Annotated in this window: 15 protein-coding genes and 1 other annotated feature; all 15 genes read right to left on the minus strand. The window is 44.6% G+C overall.

The window, feature by feature from the left end:
• Positions 1-22: 22 nt before the first annotated feature.
• Positions 23-445 carry a 30S ribosomal protein S12 gene (gene rpsL, locus J7E32_RS16335; protein WP_023626436.1) on the minus strand — a complete coding sequence of 141 codons (423 nt, stop codon included), beginning with the start codon at positions 443-445 and terminating at the stop codon, positions 23-25.
• A 101-nt stretch (positions 446-546) separates the two neighbouring features.
• Complete coding sequence (locus J7E32_RS16340; protein ID WP_214909340.1) at positions 547-795, minus strand: 50S ribosomal protein L7ae-like protein; 249 nt, start codon at positions 793-795, stop codon at positions 547-549.
• 186 nt (positions 796-981) lie between these two features.
• Complete coding sequence (gene rpoC / locus J7E32_RS16345) at positions 982-4584, minus strand: DNA-directed RNA polymerase subunit beta' (RefSeq protein WP_214909342.1); 3603 nt, start codon at positions 4582-4584, stop codon at positions 982-984.
• 113 nt (positions 4585-4697) lie between these two features.
• The gene (rpoB, locus tag J7E32_RS16350; protein WP_214909344.1) at positions 4698-8261 is read right to left on the minus strand and encodes a DNA-directed RNA polymerase subunit beta; all 3564 of its coding nucleotides are present in this window, start codon (positions 8259-8261) and stop codon (positions 4698-4700) included.
• Between the two features lie 245 nt (positions 8262-8506).
• Positions 8507-9109: a class I SAM-dependent methyltransferase gene (locus J7E32_RS16355; RefSeq protein ID WP_214909346.1), complete on the minus strand. Its 603-nt coding sequence runs from the start codon at positions 9107-9109 to the stop codon at positions 8507-8509.
• Between the two features lie 158 nt (positions 9110-9267).
• Positions 9268-9630: a 50S ribosomal protein L7/L12 gene (rplL, locus tag J7E32_RS16360; RefSeq protein ID WP_041966533.1), complete on the minus strand. Its 363-nt coding sequence runs from the start codon at positions 9628-9630 to the stop codon at positions 9268-9270.
• Between the two features lie 57 nt (positions 9631-9687).
• The gene (gene rplJ / locus J7E32_RS16365) at positions 9688-10188 is read right to left on the minus strand and encodes a 50S ribosomal protein L10 (RefSeq protein ID WP_041966534.1); all 501 of its coding nucleotides are present in this window, start codon (positions 10186-10188) and stop codon (positions 9688-9690) included.
• Positions 10189-10220: 32 nt separating this feature from the next.
• Positions 10221-10357, minus strand: a sequence feature (ribosomal protein L10 leader region).
• Positions 10358-10407: 50 nt separating this feature from the next.
• Positions 10408-11100 carry a 50S ribosomal protein L1 gene (gene rplA, locus J7E32_RS16370; protein ID WP_214909348.1) on the minus strand — a complete coding sequence of 231 codons (693 nt, stop codon included), beginning with the start codon at positions 11098-11100 and terminating at the stop codon, positions 10408-10410.
• A 282-nt stretch (positions 11101-11382) separates the two neighbouring features.
• Positions 11383-11808 (minus strand): 50S ribosomal protein L11, encoded by a 426-nt coding sequence (rplK, locus tag J7E32_RS16375; RefSeq protein ID WP_023626445.1) that lies wholly within the window; start codon positions 11806-11808, stop codon positions 11383-11385.
• Between the two features lie 171 nt (positions 11809-11979).
• Positions 11980-12513, minus strand: a complete 534-nt coding sequence (gene nusG / locus J7E32_RS16380; protein WP_214909411.1) for a transcription termination/antitermination protein NusG — start codon at positions 12511-12513, stop codon at positions 11980-11982.
• Positions 12514-12718: 205 nt separating this feature from the next.
• Positions 12719-12901: a preprotein translocase subunit SecE gene (gene secE / locus J7E32_RS16385; protein WP_041966537.1), complete on the minus strand. Its 183-nt coding sequence runs from the start codon at positions 12899-12901 to the stop codon at positions 12719-12721.
• 51 nt (positions 12902-12952) lie between these two features.
• Complete coding sequence (rpmG, locus tag J7E32_RS16390) at positions 12953-13102, minus strand: 50S ribosomal protein L33 (RefSeq protein WP_079504286.1); 150 nt, start codon at positions 13100-13102, stop codon at positions 12953-12955.
• 147 nt (positions 13103-13249) lie between these two features.
• Positions 13250-13900: an RNA polymerase sporulation sigma factor SigH gene (sigH, locus tag J7E32_RS16395; RefSeq protein WP_214909350.1), complete on the minus strand. Its 651-nt coding sequence runs from the start codon at positions 13898-13900 to the stop codon at positions 13250-13252.
• A 68-nt stretch (positions 13901-13968) separates the two neighbouring features.
• A complete protein-coding gene (locus J7E32_RS16400) occupies positions 13969-14478 on the minus strand; it encodes an NYN domain-containing protein (RefSeq protein WP_214909352.1) in 510 nt (169 codons plus the stop codon).
• A gap of 2 nt (positions 14479-14480) precedes the next feature.
• Complete coding sequence (gene rlmB / locus J7E32_RS16405; protein ID WP_214909414.1) at positions 14481-15209, minus strand: 23S rRNA (guanosine(2251)-2'-O)-methyltransferase RlmB; 729 nt, start codon at positions 15207-15209, stop codon at positions 14481-14483.
• Between the last annotated feature and the right edge of the window lie 55 nt (positions 15210-15264).

Consider the following 15264-nt stretch of genomic DNA (forward strand, 5'->3'; position numbering starts at 1 on the left):
AGGGTTGATAGTTTTTAGTTTATTATTTCTTAGCTGCTTTTGGTCTCTTAGTACCGTACTTAGAACGGCCCTGCATACGGTTGTTTACACCAGCAGTATCAAGAGCACCACGAACGATATGGTAACGTACACCCGGTAAGTCTTTTACACGTCCTCCGCGGATAAGAACAACACTGTGTTCTTGAAGGTTGTGCCCGATTCCTGGGATATAAGCTGTTACCTCGATTCCGTTAGTCAAACGTACACGAGCGTATTTACGCAACGCTGAGTTCGGCTTCTTCGGAGTCATAGTACCAACACGAGTACATACACCACGCTTTTGTGGAGATGAAACGTTAGTTTGTGCTTTCTTAAAGCTGTTGTAACCTTTATTTAGCGCAGGAGATTTTGACTTCTCCTCCTTTGAGCTACGTGGCTTGCGCACTAATTGGTTAATTGTAGGCATGATCTTTTTCCTCCCTTCACATTTTGTGTAAGCCCACACATCCAGGTGGTTCATTTTTTTACAAAAAACAAAGTTCTTGCAGTCCACTGCAAAAACAGTTTTTACTTGGTTATCGCTACAGCTGAAGCTCCTACGGCAATACCGCATGCCTTACCCAACTTTTTCATGGAGTCGACATAGGTGATGGCGGTGTTCATTTCCCTGGCAGTCTGCAATAGATTTGCTGTTACTTTCATATCAGCGTCCGTCGCAATGACCAGTTCAATTACTTCGCCAGCCTTCAGTGCTTTCACTGTTTGCTTTGATCCTACTATAATCTTTTTAGCATGAGCTACTTTTTCATAAGACATGATATCCTCCAAAGTAACCGGTAAATAGGAGCACCTTTGAAATATTAACACCTAGCGCCAGGGATGTCAACAGCATTGAAAAACTTTTTTCGCTAAGAATGTAACTTTATTCATAGAGAAACTCTTTTTTTCTTTAAAAAGGCGGCACTTTCTGCCGTGGCAGAGAGCGCCGCGCTATTTATTTCTTTACTCTACAGTGATTGCATCTTCGGCATTTTCTTCTTCCATTGAGATTGGCTCAGCTCTTCTGTAGCGCTGCATGCCTGTTCCTGCAGGAACGAGTTTACCGATGATAACATTTTCCTTCAAGCCGAGAAGCTCATCGCGCTTGCCTTTGATTGCAGCATCTGTAAGCACTCGTGTTGTTTCCTGGAAGGATGCTGCAGACAGGAATGAATCCGTCTCAAGTGATGCTTTTGTGATACCAAGCAGTACTGGACGTCCTGTTGCTGGCATTTTGCCTTCAAGAAGTGCTTTGCGGTTAGCGTCAGTGAACTGATGGATTTCAAGCAATGTGCCTGGCAGTACATCTGTTTCACCGGCGTCGATCACCCTGATTTTGCGCATCATCTGGCGCACCATTACTTCTACGTGCTTGTCGCCGATTTCAACACCCTGCATACGGTATACCTTTTGAACTTCTTTCAATAAGTATTCCTGCACGGATTGAACATCTTTGACTCTTAAAAGTTCCTTAGGGTCAATCGAACCTTCTGTGAGTTCCTGACCGCGTTCTACATGGTCATTTATAGCAACCTTCAGGCGTGCTGTATATGGCGCATTGTATGTGCGGCTTTCGATTTCACCTTGAATGACGATTTCCTGCTGACGATCTTTTCCTTCGTTGATGCCGACTACGACACCTTCCAATTCAGAGATGACTGCTTGCCCTTTAGGATTACGTGCTTCGAACAATTCCTGGATACGCGGAAGACCTTGTGTGATATCGTCTCCTGCAACGCCGCCCGTATGGAATGTACGCATTGTAAGCTGTGTACCTGGCTCACCGATTGACTGGGCAGCAATGATACCGACTGCTTCGCCAACTTCAACTTCCTGGCCAGTCGCAAGGTTGCGTCCGTAACACTTCTTACACACCCCGTGGCGTGTATTACATGTGAATGCAGAGCGAATCCATACTTCTTCAATCCCTGCTTCGACTACTTCAACAGACAAGTCTTCTGTAATCAATCCGTTTTCAGGTACAATCACAGCCTTTGTTTCAGGATGCTTGATTGCCTTTCTTGCATAACGGCCAATTAAACGCTCATCTAGAGGTTCGATTACTTCAGTACCATCTTTAAGCGACTTGATAAATAAGCCTCTATCTGTTCCGCAATCGTCTTCGCGCACAATGACATCCTGCGCTACGTCTACAAGACGGCGAGTCAAGTAACCTGAGTCAGCAGTCTTAAGTGCTGTATCGGCAAGACCTTTACGAGCACCGTGAGTGGAGATGAAGTACTCCAATACTGTCAGGCCTTCACGGAAACTTGACTTGATCGGCAACTCGATGATTCGTCCAGCCGGGTTGGCCATCAGACCACGCATACCAGCAAGCTGCGTGAAGTTGGACGCGTTACCACGGGCACCGGAGTCACTCATCATGAAGATAGGGTTTGAATTATCCAGTGATTTCATCAGCTTAGCCTGGATATTATCCTTCGCCTGGCTCCAGATAGAAATTACGCGATCATAACGCTCATCCTCGGTAATCAAACCGCGTCTGAACTGCTTAAGAACATTATCTACCTTTGTTTGTCCATCTGAAATGATTTCCTGCTTCTCTTTAAGAACCACGATATCAGCCACACCAACCGTAATACCCGCTTTAGTAGAGTATGTGAAGCCAAGTCCCTTCATACGGTCAAGCATTTTTGATGTTTCAGTGATTTTGAACTTCTTGAATACTTCAGCAATGATGTTTCCAAGAATTTTCTTCTTGAACGGATCCACCAATGGCATAGACTTGATGACTGCCTTCACGTCTGCGCCTTTTTCCACAAAATACTTTTCTGGAGTTTTCTCCTCAAGGTTTTGCTTCGATGGCTCATTGATGTAAGGGAATGACGCTGGAAGGATTTCATTGAAAATCAGCTTTCCAACTGTCGTGATCAATAGCTGGCCATTTTGTTCTTCAGTGAATGTCTGGTTGCCAAGTGATGATGCGGCAACAGCAACACGAGTATGAAGGTGTACATAGCCATTCTGGTATGCAATCAATGCTTCGTTCGCATCTTTAAAGACCATGCCTTCACCAACAGCATCTTCTCTTTCCAGAGTCAGGTAATAGTTACCTAAAACCATATCCTGTGAAGGAGTAACAACCGGCTTTCCATCTTTAGGGTTCAGGATGTTCTGAGCAGCAAGCATCAATAGGCGCGCTTCTGCCTGTGCTTCAGCAGAAAGTGGAACGTGAACCGCCATCTGGTCACCATCGAAGTCAGCGTTGTAAGCTGTACATACGAGCGGGTGAAGACGGATTGCGCGTCCTTCGACCAATGTTGGCTCGAACGCCTGAATTCCAAGTCTGTGAAGTGTCGGGGCACGGTTCAGCAATACTGGGTGCTCCTTGATTACATCTTCAAGCACATCCCAAACATCAGGGCTAACGCGCTCAATTTTACGTTTAGCAGACTTAATGTTGTGCGCTAAACCTTTTTGCACTAATTCTTTCATTACGAATGGCTTGAACAGCTCAAGTGCCATTTCTTTAGGCAGACCGCACTGGTACATTTGAAGGTTAGGACCTACGACGATAACCGAACGGCCTGAGTAGTCAACACGCTTACCAAGAAGGTTTTGACGGAAACGGCCTTGCTTACCCTTCAGCATATGAGAAAGGGACTTCAATGGACGGTTACCTGGTCCAGTTACCGGACGACCGCGGCGGCCGTTATCGATCAAAGCATCAACAGCTTCCTGCAGCATACGCTTTTCGTTCTGGACGATGATGCTAGGAGCACCAAGGTCTAGAAGACGCTTAAGGCGGTTGTTACGGTTGATTACACGTCGGTACAGGTCATTCAGGTCGGAGGTTGCGAAACGTCCACCGTCAAGCTGTACCATCGGGCGAAGCTCCGGCGGGATAACAGGGAGCACATCAAGGATCATCCAAGACGGCTCATTCCCTGAACCACGGAATGCTTCCACTACTTCGAGGCGCTTGATCGCACGAGTACGACGCTGGCCTTGTGCTGTTCTTAATTCTTCTTTGAGCATATCTGCTTCTTTATCAAGATCGATATCTGAAAGCAGCTTTTTAATGGCTTCAGCTCCCATTGCAGCCTGGAACTTGTTGCCGTATTTTTCGCGGTAAGCACGGTATTCTTTCTCTGACAACAATTGCTTCTTTTCAAGAGCAGTGTCGCCAGTTTCCGTTACTACATACGAAGCAAAGTAAATAACTTCTTCGAGCGCGCGCGGAGACATATCAAGGACTAGTCCCATGCGACTAGGAATTCCTTTGAAATACCAAATGTGAGAAACAGGAGCAGCAAGCTCGATGTGTCCCATTCTTTCACGACGGACTTTTGCACGTGTTACTTCAACACCGCATCGGTCACAGACTACGCCTTTATAGCGGACTCTTTTGTACTTTCCGCAGTGACATTCCCAGTCCTTCGTCGGTCCGAAGATACGTTCACAGAATAAGCCGTCTTTTTCTGGCTTTAAAGTACGATAGTTGATTGTTTCCGGCTTTTTAACCTCACCGAAAGACCAAGAACGGATCTTGTCGGGTGAAGCGAGGCCAATTTTCATGTACTCAAAATTATTAACATCTAGCAAGGGGCCTACCTCCCTTTTAATCTAGGGTTTTACCCTTATGGTCTTCCAAAAAGAAACACACGTGGACAATACTGTTATTCAACTGTTTGTTCACGTGTGCCAATTAGATGGACCTATTCTTTCATTCCTACCTTTTCAGAACTCATTTCCTCTGTTTCAGGAGCAATTGTCAATGATTCTGCATGCTGCAATTCTTCTTCATCATCAAAATCGCGCATTTCGATCTCTTTTTCATCGCCTGATAGGATCTTGACGTCCATACCAAGACTTTGCAATTCTTTCATCAGTACTTTGAATGATTCAGGAACGCCTGGTTCTGGTACGTTTTCACCTTTTACAATTGCTTCATATGTTTTGACACGTCCAACAACATCATCGGACTTGACAGTTAAGATTTCCTGCAATGTGTAAGCAGCGCCGTATGCTTCAAGCGCCCAAACCTCCATCTCCCCGAAACGCTGTCCGCCGAACTGGGCTTTACCGCCGAGTGGCTGCTGCGTAACAAGTGAGTATGGTCCAGTAGAACGAGCATGTAGCTTATCGTCTACCATGTGAGCAAGCTTGATCATATACATGACACCGACAGATACACGGTTATCGAATGGTTCACCTGTACGTCCATCGTATAGGACTGTTTTCGCATCACGGGCCATACCCGCTTCCTGGATCGTTGACCATACGTCTTCCTCACGAGCGCCATCGAAAACCGGTGAAGCAACGTGAATTCCAAGGTAGCGTGCTGCCATACCAAGGTGAAGCTCAAGAACCTGACCGATATTCATACGTGATGGTACCCCTAGTGGGTTAAGCATGATATCGACTGGTGTTCCGTCCGGCAGGAAAGGCATATCCTCTTCCGGAAGGATTTTAGAGATAACCCCTTTGTTACCGTGGCGTCCTGCCATTTTGTCACCTTCAGAAATCTTACGCTTCTGAACGATGTAAGCACGGACAAGCTGGTTAACGCCAGGAGGAAGTTCGTCGCCATCTTCACGGTTGAACACTTTGACGTCAAGGACGATTCCGCCGCCGCCGTGTGGAACACGCAATGAAGTATCACGGACTTCCCTTGCTTTTTCACCGAAGATCGCATGAAGGAGACGTTCTTCCGCAGTCAATTCAGTAACCCCTTTAGGCGTTACCTTACCTACTAGAAGATCTCCATCTTTCACTTCAGCACCGACACGGATGATTCCGCGCTCGTCTAGGTTTCTCAAGGCATCTTCCCCGACGTTCGGGATATCGCGTGTGATTTCTTCAGGTCCAAGTTTCGTATCGCGGGACTCTGATTCATATTCTTCTATATGGATAGATGTATAAACATCATCCTTAACGAGGCGCTCACTCATGATGATCGCATCCTCGTAGTTATAACCATTCCAAGTCATGAAGCCGACAAGGACGTTACGTCCTAGTGCCAGTTCACCTTTTTCCATTGACGGTCCGTCAGCAAGGATTTCACCCTTCACCACACGGTCACCAAGGCTTACGATCGGGCGCTGGTTATAGCAAGTACCTTGATTGGAACGAATGAACTTAAGCATGCGGTATTTATCAAGGTCACCCTTAACTTCCTGACCATCTACTTCAGTAACACGGCGAACCCATACTTGACGTGCTTCAACATGTTCGACAATTCCTTCATGCTTACAGATTACTGCAGCACCGGAATCCTTTGCATTCACGTGCTCCATTCCCGTACCTACGATTGGTGCTTCCGGCTGCAATAACGGAACAGCCTGTCGTTGCATGTTCGCACCCATCAGCGCTCGGTTGGAGTCATCGTTTTCTAAGAACGGGATACACGCAGTCGCTGCGGAAACAACCTGTTTAGGTGATACGTCCATATAATCGACGCGGTCACGCTTAACAACAGTGTTTTCACCGCGGAAACGCGCTATTACTTCATCATCAATGAAAGAACCATCATCAGCAAGCCGAGCATTCGCCTGTGCCACTACATAGTTATCTTCTTCATCAGCTGTTAAGTAATCGAAATGTCTTGTCACTTTACCTGTTTCCGGGTCAACGCGACGGTACGGAGTCTCGATGAATCCGAAGCGGTTAACCTTGGCGAAACTTGAAAGTGAGTTGATCAAACCGATGTTTGGACCTTCCGGCGTTTCAATCGGACACATACGTCCGTAGTGGGAATAGTGAACGTCACGCACTTCGAAACCAGCGCGCTCACGTGTAAGACCACCAGGTCCCAATGCAGAAAGACGCCTTTTATGTGTCAATTCAGCCAGCGGATTCGTCTGGTCCATGAACTGTGAAAGCTGGGAGCTTCCAAAGAACTCTTTTATGGACGCAATTACCGGGCGGATATTGATTAATTGCTGCGGTGTAATCGTATTAGTGTCCTGGATGGACATCCTCTCACGGACTACACGCTCCATTCTGGACAAACCAATACGGAATTGGTTTTGCAACAGTTCACCTACAGAACGAAGGCGTCTGTTTCCTAAATGGTCGATGTCATCCGTGTCGCCAACACCGTGCAGCAAGTTAAAGAAGTAGCTGATGGATGAAATGATATCAGCAGGTGTGATATTTTTAATCGGTTCAGGGACATAAGCGTTTCCTAGAACATTAATTTCCTTCTCGCCCTCAACATCGTTCGGAGAGTAAATTTTAATGCTTTGGAGCGTTACGTTCTCTTCCACCACGCCGCCATATGGGCTGAAATCCTTGAAGCCAACATTCTTCTCCAGCGCAGGTATAATCTTATCGAGTGTACGGCGGTCTAAAGTGACACCCTTCTCGGCAATGATTTCTCCTGTTTCAGGATCGACTAATGTTTCTGCAAGCTTTTGCCCGAATAGACGGTTCTTAATATGAAGCTTTTTGTTGATTTTATAACGCCCTACATTTGCAAGGTCATAGCGCTTTGGATCAAAGAATCTTGATACCAGCAGGCTTTTTGCGTTGTCAACTGTAGGCGGTTCGCCTGGACGGAGACGCTCGTAAATTTCAAGGAGCGCTTTTTCCGTACTTTCCGTATTGTCTTTTTCAAGAGTATTACGGATATATTCGTTATCACCGATCAGATCAATGATTTCTTGATCAGAACCGAACCCTAATGCACGCAAAAGAACCGTAACAGGGAGTTTCCTCGTACGATCGATCCTTACATATACAACATCCTTGGCATCTGTTTCATACTCTAACCAGGCGCCACGGTTAGGAATAACGGTCGCAGTGAACCCTTTCTTCCCGTTCTTATCAAGTTTTCCGCTGTAGTACACACTTGGTGAACGCACTAACTGGGAAACGATAACCCTCTCAGCACCGTTAATTACAAACGTGCCAGTTTCTGTCATAAGCGGGAAATCGCCCATGAAGACATCCTGGTCCTTAACTTCACCTGTTTCCTTATTTACAAGGCGGACCTTTACTCGCAATGGTGCAGAGTAAGTGACGTCTCTTTCTTTTGATTCTTCCACTGGATATTTCGGTTCGCCAAGACTGTAATCGATAAACTCTAACGATAAGTTACCAGTAAAGTCTTCAATCGGTGAAATGTCCTGGAACATTTCACGGAGGCCCTCATCAAGAAACCATTGATAGGAAGAGGTTTGAATTTCAATCAAATTCGGCAATTCCAAAACTTCACTGATGCGAGCATAACTTCTACGTTGGCGGTGTCGTCCATACTGAACTAGTTGACCTGTCAACTGATTCACCCCTCAAATCAAGCGTTATTATTCATCTATCCCTGTCTTGTCCATGAAGTTTCCTCCATTTCAAAAGACAAAAAGAAAAAGGGTTTTTACCTAAAAACCACATTTCCTGCAACGAACAATTATTTTGTTAGTTTTCCCTTTATGCCCAAAATTATACAACTTTCGATGAAAATAGCAATTGAAAAGAAAACTAATATATTGGCATTTTATAATATTAACATAGCGGTTTTCTCACGTCAACATTTAACAGATTTGAGAATAAAGTATCCTTTACTTTTTGCCGCAATGTCTACTTCACCAAACAACTCTTTCATTTTTTCCATTGCAGATGGCGCACCCTGTTTTTTTTGGATGACCACCCAAAGCTCTCCACCTTCAGCTAAATGCAGAAAACTTTGTTCAAAAATATCATGCACAACCTTTTTTCCGGCACGGATCGGCGGGTTCGTTAGAATTGCATCGAATCCCTTTTCCTCCACTCCAGTCAGCCGGTCACTTTCATAGATTTTCACGTTGGCCACTTTATTTTCGGACGCATTTTGCTCAGCAAGCATAATCGCTCTTTCATTGACATCCACCATGTGGACCATTGATTCTGGATAAGCCTTCGCTAGCGAAAGGCCGATCGGTCCATAGCCGCAGCCGACATCAAGAATCAATCCATCAGCTTTATTCAAATCGAAAGTGTCGATCAATAACCTTGACCCAAAATCGACTTCCTTTTTCGAAAAAACTCCATTGTCAGTCTTAAAGCGGAAGCTATTCCCCTTCAATTCACTTTGCCATTTCGCAGGATTGCTTTCGGTACTGGGTTTGCGGGAGTAATAATGTTCAGACAAAATCTCTCACCTCCACGGGGACTCATTTGAAGAATGCGATCGCGGATTGCATTGCTACTGCGGTATTATAAGCTTTTTGAAATTAAAAAGCAAAATCAGAAACTGATAAAGCGAAAAAAAAGCCCGCTTTAGCAGCGAGCTTTTTATTGTAAGGTTGATTACTTAACTTCGACGTTAGCTCCAACTTCTTCAAGCTTAGCTTTGATTTCTTCAGCTTCTTCTTTAGAAACGCCTTCTTTAAGAGCTTTAGGAGCGTTGTCAACAACTTCCTTCGCTTCTTTAAGACCAAGACCTGTGATTTCACGAACAACTTTGATAACCTTGATCTTCTGGTCGCCAGCAGATGCAAGTACTACGTCAAATTCAGTTTGTTCTTCAGCAGCAGCTCCAGCAGCTCCACCCATCATAGCAACTGGTGCAGCAGCAGTTACGCCGAATTCTTCTTCGATTGCTTTTACTAGATCGTTAAGTTCTAAAACAGTCATATTTTTAACTGCTTCAATGATTTGTTCTTGAGTCATGATTTGTTTCCTCCTAATAGGTTAGTTTTTTATTGTTAAACGGTAATTATTTTTAACTTACGCGCCTTGCTCTTCTTTCTGTTCTGCAACAGCTTTTGCAGCAAGAGCAAGATTGCGGATTGGAGCTTGAAGTACGCTGAGTAGCATAGAAAGTAGACCTTCGCGAGACGGTAGGTCTGCAAGTGCCTTGATTTCTTCTACTGTAACGATGTTGCCTTCAACTACACCCGCCTTGATTTCAAGCGCTTCGTGCTTTTTAGCGAATTCGTTAAGAATCTTCGCTGGTGCTACTACATCTTCAGTACTGAACGCGATTGCGTTAGGACCAGTTAAAGATGTGTTTAAGTCAGCAAGTTCAGCAGCTTCAGCAGCACGGCGTGTCATAGAGTTTTTGTAAACTTTGAATTCTACGCCAGCTTCACGAAGCTCTTTACGAAGTTCTGTTACTTCAGAAACTGTAAGTCCGCGGTAATCAACAACGATTGTTGATTTGCTTTCTTTTAGTTTGCCAGCAATCTCGTCAACGATTTGCTTTTTCACTTCGATGATATTGCTCATCCTTACACCTCCTGTAGATTTTTGCATTTATACCGATCAAATAAAAACCTCCGCATCAAGACAGACACGGAGGAAGTATACAATAGTAAAATTGTTGCTCTATCGTATGACCTCGGCAGGTTATTAAGCTATAAGCCCCTGCTGTCTGCGGTACAAATGTTATTTTATTTTCACAACAAGAAGAATTATATCTAATGCTTCTTTAATTGTCAAATACTATTATTTTACAGTTGAAGGATCTACTTTAACGCCAGGTCCCATTGTAGTAGAGATCGTAACGTTTTTCATGTAAGTCCCTTTAGCTGCAGCAGGCTTAACCTTCATCATAGTTTCGAAGATTGTGTTGAAGTTTTCAACAAGCTTTCCATCTTCGAAAGAAACTTTTCCGATAGGTACGTGGATGTTACCAGACTTATCAACGCGGTATTCTACTTTACCAGCTTTGATTTCGTTAACTGCTTTCGTTACATCGAAAGTAACTGTGCCAGTCTTAGGGTTTGGCATTAAGCCTTTAGGTCCCAATACGCGGCCAAGCTTACCAACTTCACCCATCATGTCAGGTGTTGCAACGATTACGTCAAAGTCGAACCAGCCTTGCTGGATCTTAGTGATGTATTCTGCATCGCCAACATAGTCTGCGCCAGCAGCTTCTGCTTCTTTTAACTTTTCGCCTTTAGCGAATACTAGTACACGTTGAGTTTTACCAGTACCGTTTGGAAGCACAACTGCTCCACGGATTTGCTGGTCAGCTTTCTTAGGGTCTACGCCCAAACGGAAAGCAGCTTCAACTGTAGCGTCAAATTTAACTGTGCTTGTCTTTTTAGCAAGCTCAATTGCCTCAGCAGCTGTATATGCTTGAGAGCGATCTACAAGCTTAACAGCTTCAAGATACTTTTTACCTTTTTTAGCCATTTTTATTTCCTCCTAGAATGTGGTTTTAACGGAATAACCTCCCACTTTGAAAAGCGGAGGCACCTCGATCAGCACCGACAGGCACTGGAAGACCAGACAGTAAAGCTGGGCTGAAGTGTCCTGAAGGGCTAGGTGCCAGAGCTAGACACAACGAAAAGCGGTGGTACCTGGGGTACCAGAGCTCAAAAAGCAAAGGCGCTTCATGAGCGCCATATCGGACAGATAAAAGGTTGCGAGTGAAATCCATCAGCTTCGCAACCCCATCAATCCACTGTAGCAAAATTAGTCTTCGATCGTGATACCCATGCTGCGAGCAGTACCTTCAACCATGCGCATTGCTGCTTCAACGCTAGCTGCGTTAAGGTCAGGCATTTTCTGTTCAGCAATTTCGCGTACTTTATCACGCTTAACTGTCGCTACTTTATTACGGTTTGGTTCACCAGAACCAGACTGAATTCCAGCTGCTACCTTCAAAAGAACTGCAGCAGGAGGAGTTTTCGTAATAAATGTAAATGAACGGTCTTCAAAAACCGTAATCTCAACAGGAATGATTAGTCCAGCTTGGTCAGCTGTACGAGCGTTAAACTCCTTACAGAATCCCATGATGTTAACACCGGCTTGACCTAGTGCAGGTCCAACTGGTGGTGCCGGATTGGCTTTGCCAGCAGGGATTTGCAATTTAACCATCTTAATTACTTTTTTAGCCACGAGACACACCTCCTTAAAGTCCGTGATGTGGTAATAGGGGATTTTCCCCTCCCACTCATCTTAAAAGTCTTTATATAAAATAAAGAACTTGAATATATCTGTCAATCGTCCAAGACATACTGACCTATGAAATATTAACACTTTTTAAAGTTGAATTCAAGTTATTTCAGATTATATTTTTTCAATCTGTGAAAATTCGAGTTCCACCGGAGTATCGCGACCGAACATATTGACAAGAACTTTAAGCTTTGCCTTGTCCTTATCAATCTCTTCGATTGTTCCTGTGAAGTTGGCAAATGGCCCTTCGCTTACCTGAACAGTTTCACCAAGTTCGAAATTGATATCAACCTTCTTCTCCTCAACTCCCATGCGCTTGAGGATGAACGTTACTTCGTCAGGCAATAACGCGGTTGGTTTTGATCCTGCACCAGAAGAACCAACGAATCCAGTTACTCCTGGAGTGTTGCGGACAACATACCATGAATCATCGGTCATGACCAATTCTACCAGGACATAGCCCGGGAAAGTCTTTCTCTTAACAACTTTCTTTTTACCATTTTTGAAATCTGTTTCTTCTTCTTCAGGTACGATAACCCGGAAGATCTTATCTTGCATGCCCATTGTTTCTACACGCTTTTCAAGATTTGTCTTGACCTTGTTCTCGTAGCCTGAGTAAGTATGCACTACATACCAATTCTTTTCCATCATAGAGGACTAAATCGTCCGTCCCTCCCTATTTCCAAATGCACTAGAAAAGCGTGAGTGCCTTGGTCAGCCTTGAGGGCTAGGCACTGGAGCTTTCAACATCTAATGTAAAGGTGAATTTTTCAAGCAAATAAAAAACCCGTTATCCGGGCTTTTAAACTTGTCCTGCGTTTATATTTTCCATTATACCATGAGTTCGTAGTGGTTATTCAAGAATTAAGCGAATCAATTCAGAAATACCAAGGTCTAACACTGCGAAGAATAGAGCCGCAAAAGCAACTGTAGACAGAACCGTAATCGTGTAGCGAGTCAGTTCTTTGCGTCTAGGCCAGCTGACCTTCCTCATTTCACGTCCAACTTCACTGAAAAAATTTGTGATGCGCTGCATTTTGTAACCTCCAACTTATCGGGATTCCATATGATGATCTATCTGAAAACCTTATTTCGTTTCCTTATGAACTGTATGGGCACCGCAGTTGCTGCAGTACTTTTTCAGCTCCAGTCGTTCTGTTTGCGTTTGCTTGTTGCTCGTTGTGGAATAATTGCGGGAACCGCATTCCTGACAAGCAAGAGTCACTTTGTTATTCATTGACATCTACACCCGCTTTAACAGGCCAGTTTCTATGAAACCGCCATCTATATATATCTTTAAAAAGATACCACGGCAGATAGCTTGTGTCAATAAGTGGTTACGAGATTAAAAGTCAGTTTTGTGGCTATTTTTCGTCAATTCAGGCTACACCGACAGCTCTCTCAGCTCAAGATACCGTTCAAGTTTCCGCTTCACGCGCTGAAGCGCATTGTCGATTGACTTGACATGGCGATTCAGCTCTTCGGAAATTTCCTGGTAAGACTGTCCGTCCAAATATAATGCGAGCACTTTTCGCTCAAGGTCACTCAGCAGCTCTGTCATTTTCACTTCAATCTGGTCAAACTCTTCCTGGTTGATAAATAACTCTTCGGGGTCCATCACTTTGGCTCCGGATAAAACATCCATCAGCGTCCTGTCCGATTCTTCATCATAAATCGGCTTGTCCAGGGAAACATAGGAGTTAAGCGGGATGTGTTTTTGCCTTGTGGCCGTCTTGATGGCCGTAATGATCTGACGGGTAATGCATAGTTCTGCAAATGCTTTGAATGATGTTAGCTTGTCCTCCCGGAAATCACGGATTGCTTTATATAAGCCGATCATTCCTTCTTGCACGATGTCCTCTTTATCTGCTCCAATCAGGAAGTATGACCGTGCTTTCGCCCGAACAAAATTCCTGTATTTGTGAATCAGATAATCAAGTGCGTCACTTTCTCCTCTGTGCACTGCTTCTACAATTTCTTCATCTTCCAGCAACAAATAAGCTTCATTTAAACGATTACCGATGTCAGCACTCATTAAGATCCCCCCGCCCGCACATACAGTTAGAAATATTATACAGCAGGCTTTTTTAAGGCGTCAACAGGTCAATGCTCTCCTCTGCGCCATTTTTCAAAAATTTCTGCCACTTCTTTTGTAAGCGGAATCTTGGCACTTGGCTTTTTTTCCTGGATTACTTTCACTCGTTTTTCAATTTTTTTGCTGATTAAATTTGTTTCGTTAAGCAGCTCCCTTGCTGATTTTCTTAGGGCTCCCTGTCCAAAAATCGCCCACTGCTCGGTGTAGTCTGAGGTGGCTACATGGATCTGCGTTTTGCGGTTGCTGAGGTCGATCGCCAGCCTTTCAATCCGCTCATCCGCTGTTTCATTTTCTTTTGTAAAAATAACTTCTACCTTGTAGTTTTTGTATTTCTTTTGGTTACCCGATACAAAATGTGCATCAAAAACAATGATGACGCGATAGCCGGTATAGGCCTGATATTCAGCCATAATTTCCACCAGGCGGTCCCTGGCAGCTGAAAGCTCTCTCTTCTTCAAGCTGACCAGCTCCGGCCATGCGCCGATAATGTTGTAGCCGTCAACAAGCAGGATATCCATTCCTATTCCCCTAGCGGATGACGTTTGCGGTGAACTTCATACATCAAGAGTGCTGCGGCAACTGATGCATTCAGGGAAGTAACATGTCCAACCATTGGAAGACTTAAAAGAAAATCACACTTGTCCCTGATCAGCCTTCCCATTCCTTTTCCTTCGCTGCCGATCACCAGGCCAAGAGGAAAAGTTCCATCGATTTGACGAAAATCCTGTTTTGCCGAAGCATCCGTTCCAGCGATCCAGACACCGCGTCCCTTCAATTCATCGATTGTCTGCGCCATATTCGTGACTCTCGCAACCGGGATATATTCGATGGCACCAGTTGATAATTTTGCAACTGTAGTTGTCAGTCCAACAGCTCTTCTTTTAGGAATGATAATCCCGTGAGCCCCTGAGGCATCAGCTGTCCTCATGATGGAACCTAGATTGTGCGGATCCTCAATTTCATCGAGGAGCAAAAAGAAAGGAGGCTCATTTTTCTTTTCTGCTGCCGCGAATAAATCATCGATCTCCGCATATTCATAGGCTGCCACCTGGGCGATGACACCCTGGTGATTTCCATCCGCAAGCTGGTCGATTTTCTTTTTCGGGACGAATTGGACGATGACATTGGCTTCCTTCGCCATCCCGATGACCTGTTGCATCTGTCCGCTCTGGGAGCCCTCCGCAATCAGGATTTTGTTAATGTCCCGTTCCGATTTCAAGGCTTCGATCACCGGATTTTTTCCGATTATGTAATCCTGGTTTTCGTGTTGTTCTTGAAGCTGGTCAGGTTTTTGTCCGTGTTTC

It is taken from the genome of Bacillus sp. ISL-55, assembly GCF_018613155.1.
In the GTDB taxonomy this organism is placed as follows: Bacteria; Bacillota; Bacilli; order Bacillales; family Cytobacillaceae; genus Mesobacillus.

Bases quoted from the DNA above. Each gene is read 5' to 3' on its own strand.
- rpsL (WP_023626436.1), bottom strand. From the start codon at position 445: ATGCCTACAATTAACCAATTAGTGCGCAAGCCACGTAGCTCAAAGGAG.
- J7E32_RS16340 (WP_214909340.1), bottom strand. From the start codon at position 795: ATGTCTTATGAAAAAGTAGCTCATGCTAAAAAGATTATAGTAGGATCA.
- rplL (WP_041966533.1), bottom strand. From the start codon at position 9,630: ATGACTCAAGAACAAATCATTGAAGCAGTTAAAAATATGACTGTTTTA.
- rplJ (WP_041966534.1), bottom strand. From the start codon at position 10,188: ATGAGCAATATCATCGAAGTGAAAAAGCAAATCGTTGACGAGATTGCT.
- rplA (WP_214909348.1), bottom strand. From the start codon at position 11,100: ATGGCTAAAAAAGGTAAAAAGTATCTTGAAGCTGTTAAGCTTGTAGAT.
- nusG (WP_214909411.1), bottom strand. From the start codon at position 12,513: ATGGAAAAGAATTGGTATGTAGTGCATACTTACTCAGGCTACGAGAAC.
- secE (WP_041966537.1), bottom strand. From the start codon at position 12,901: ATGCAGCGCATCACAAATTTTTTCAGTGAAGTTGGACGTGAAATGAGG.
- rpmG (WP_079504286.1), bottom strand. From the start codon at position 13,102: ATGAATAACAAAGTGACTCTTGCTTGTCAGGAATGCGGTTCCCGCAAT.
- sigH (WP_214909350.1), bottom strand. From the start codon at position 13,900: ATGAGTGCTGACATCGGTAATCGTTTAAATGAAGCTTATTTGTTGCTG.
- J7E32_RS16400 (WP_214909352.1), bottom strand. From the start codon at position 14,478: ATGGATATCCTGCTTGTTGACGGCTACAACATTATCGGCGCATGGCCG.